The sequence below is a fragment of the Gemmobacter sp. genome, from assembly GCF_046292685.1.
Classification (GTDB): Bacteria; Pseudomonadota; Alphaproteobacteria; order Rhodobacterales; family Rhodobacteraceae; genus Wagnerdoeblera.
Map to the genome: position 1 here is coordinate 1 of NZ_JBKBQM010000098.1, position 3,004 is coordinate 3,004.

Annotated in this window: 3 protein-coding genes and 1 pseudogene; 1 reads left to right on the forward strand and 3 read right to left on the reverse strand. The window is 67.8% G+C overall.

Annotated features, from left to right (window positions below; translation table 11 throughout):
- Positions 1-21: 21 nt before the first annotated feature.
- A complete protein-coding gene (locus ACK4S2_RS15675) occupies positions 22-708 on the reverse strand; it encodes an ABC transporter ATP-binding protein (RefSeq protein WP_409626508.1) in 687 nt (228 codons plus the stop codon).
- The gene (locus ACK4S2_RS15680) at positions 701-1,990 is read right to left on the reverse strand and encodes an ABC transporter permease (RefSeq protein WP_409626511.1); all 1,290 of its coding nucleotides are present in this window, start codon (positions 1,988-1,990) and stop codon (positions 701-703) included. Before ACK4S2_RS15680 ends, ACK4S2_RS15675 begins: the two co-directional genes overlap by 8 nt.
- A 382-nt stretch (positions 1,991-2,372) precedes the next feature.
- On the opposite strand from ACK4S2_RS15680, the pseudogene ACK4S2_RS15685 reads away from it, so the two are divergent.
- Positions 2,373-2,657, forward strand: a pseudogene (locus ACK4S2_RS15685) (transposase); the annotation flags it as partial.
- Between the two features lie 36 nt (positions 2,658-2,693).
- On the opposite strand, the gene ACK4S2_RS15690 reads toward ACK4S2_RS15685, so the two are convergent.
- On the reverse strand, positions 2,694-3,004 hold a 311-nt coding region (locus ACK4S2_RS15690; protein ID WP_409626514.1), incomplete at its 5' end, for an integrase core domain-containing protein.

Consider the following 3,004-nt stretch of genomic DNA (forward strand, 5'->3'; position numbering starts at 1 on the left):
GGGGGGGGGGGCGCCGGCGGCTCAACCTCGCGCCACGATCCGCCCGGCCTCCAGCCGCACCACCCGGTCCATGCGGGCGGCCAGATCCATGTTGTGCGTGGCGATCAGCGCCGACAGGCCGGTTTCGCGCACCACCTGCATCAGCACCGCAAACACCTGGTCGGCCGTGCCGGGGTCGAGGTTGCCGGTCGGCTCGTCGGCCAGCAGCAGCTTAGGCCCGTTGGCAAGCGCCCGGCAAAAGGCCACGCGCTGCGCCTCGCCGCCCGACAGCCGCGCGGGGCGGTGCCCGGCGCGCGCCCCGAGGCCCACGCGGCCCAGCAGGTCCAGCGCCCGGGCGCGCGCCGCCGCCGGCGCCACGCCCTCGGCCATCTGCGGCAGCATCACGTTCTCGGCGGCGGTAAACTCGGGCAACAGGTGGTGGAACTGGTAGACGAACCCCACCTCGGCCCGGCGGATCGCGGTGCGCGCCCGGTCGGGCAGGCGCCCGGCATCGCGGCCGGCGATTTCCACCACCCCCGCATCGGCGCTGTCCAGAAGCCCCGCCACATGCAGCAGCGTGGACTTGCCCGACCCCGAAGGCGCCACCAGCGCCACCACCTCGCCGCGCACGAGCCGCAGCGAGGCACCGCGCAGCACCGGCACCGCGGCCGGCGTGCCGGGGTTGTAGGTCTTTTCGATGCCTTCCAGCCGCAGCACCGTGTCACTCATGGCGCAAGGCCTCCACCGGGTTCATCCGTGCTGCACGCATCGCCGGCAGGATCGTCACCCCGAACGACAGCCCCAGCGACAGGCCCGCCGCCTTCAGCACATCGACCAGCCGCAATTCCGCCGGCAGCGCATAGATGCCGCGCACCTGCGGATCCCACACCCCGCCTTGCCCGATGCCGTTCACCACCCGGAACACGAAGTCGATGTTCTGCACGAACAACACCCCCAGCCCGATGCCCGCCAGCGTGCCCGCCACCCCGGTCGCCGCCCCGCACAGAAAGAACACCCGCATCACCGCGCCTTCGGTCAGCCCCATCGTGCGCAATATCCCGATGGCCCGCCCCTTGGTGCGCACCAGCATGATGAGCCCCGCAATGATGTTGAGCGAGGCGATCAGCACCAGGATCGACAGGATGACGAACATCACGTTGTCCTCGACCGTCAGCGCCCGCAGGAACGACCCCGAGGCATCGCGCCAGGTCCAGACCAGCGCCCGGTCGCCCGCCGCCTGCATCAGCGCCAGGGCCATGTCGTCGACCCCTTCCGGGTCGCGCACCATCACCTCGATCTCGTCGGCCAGGCCTTCGCGGTTGAAATAGGACTGCGCCTCGGCAAAGGGCATGTAGATGCGCGTGCGGTCGATGTCCCAGCGCCCGGCGGTAAAGATCGCCACCACCTCATAGGCATTGATGCGCGGGCTGGTGCCGAAGGCCGTGCGCACCCCGTCGGGCGAAATCAGCCGGATCCGGTCGCCCACCATCACCCCCAGCTCGCGCGCCAGCGCCGAGCCGATGGCGATGCCCTGATCGAAGCGCGCGATGTCGCCCGCGATCTGCGCCTGGTCGCCGGCCACGCGCGGGATTCCGCGCAGGTTTTCCAGCGTGATGCCGTAAACCTCGGCCCCCGCATTGCGCCCCTGCGCCGCCACCATCACCTGCCCGCGCACCAGCGGGGCGGCGCGCACCACCCCCGGCACCGCCGACAACCGCTCGGCCCAGCCTTCGTAATCGGCGATGCCGCGTTCGATCCGCCCGGTTTGCCCGGCCTGCGCGCTGGCATAGACCGTGACATGCGCATTGGCGCCCAGGATGGTATCGACGAACTCGGTGCGAAAGCCCGACCGCACCGCCAGCGTCGCAATCAGCGCGAACACCGCCAGCGTGATGCCCGCGAGGCTGATGAAGGTCACGACCGAGACACCGCCATCGGCGCCGATCCCGCGCAGGTAACGCCAGGCGATCATCCGTTCCAGACGGGAAAACGGGGCGGTGCGGTTGGCCATGCGGGGCTCCCCTCGAAAGCGGCGCAGCCTTGCCCCGACCGCGGGCCCGGGTCAAGCCACGAAACCGTGCAGCCCCGCGCCATCGCCTCTGGCCGATGGTGGTTCCGGCGATGATGTCGGACCATCCGGCGGCGGTGGCGGGCGATGCTTCGGAGAACGGCAAGGTTTTCGGGCCCGTGATCCTTGCGGTTCCGACCGCGATCCTTGCCGCAGGCGAGGTCGGCCATCCGGTGCCGCCTGTTCCCGATGGTCCGTTGGGTGCAAAGCACGCAGGCGAATCCCTCGGGCAAGTGACACGTTCAACAGGCTGCTGAAGAAGTCAGCCCTCGACCCGGAGTTAGGAACATGATTCACCCTTTGCACGACAACGGTGGGGGTGATGATGCGCGGGACGGACGAGGCGGGCGGGTCGCTGTTCAGCTATGTCGATCTTGAAGAGCGCATCCCTGCGCGGCACCCGCTGCGCAAGATCCGGCAGGTGGTCAACGAGGCGCTGACCAGTCTCGATGCCGAGTTCGAGGCGCTCTACACCGATTTTGGCCGGCCCTCGATCGCGCCGGAACGGTTGATCCGGGCGAGCCTGATCCAGATCCTGTTTTCGGTCCGCTCGGAGCGGCAGTTGATGGAACAGATGCAGTATAACCTGATGTTCCGCTGGTTCGTGGGTAATCTCCCCGTTTTTAACGGGGTGCATCCGTAGAACTTACGCGACCATTTTCAGTTTCATTGCGGGTGTGATGCCGCGGATGCCCATGTTGGGGCGGTCGTTGTTGTAAGTCCATAGCCATTGCGTAGCTTGATCCTGAGCCTCCTCGATGCTTTCGATGATGTATTGATCCAGCCATTCGTGCCGAACCGTCCGGTTGTAGCGCTCGACATAGGCGTTCTGCTGCGGCTGGCCGGGTTGGATGTGCTGGATGGTGATCTTATGCTTCTCAGCCCATTTTCGCAGCGTTTCACTGATGTATTCGGGGCCATTGTCGACCCTGATCGTGCCCGGCTTGCCCCGCCACT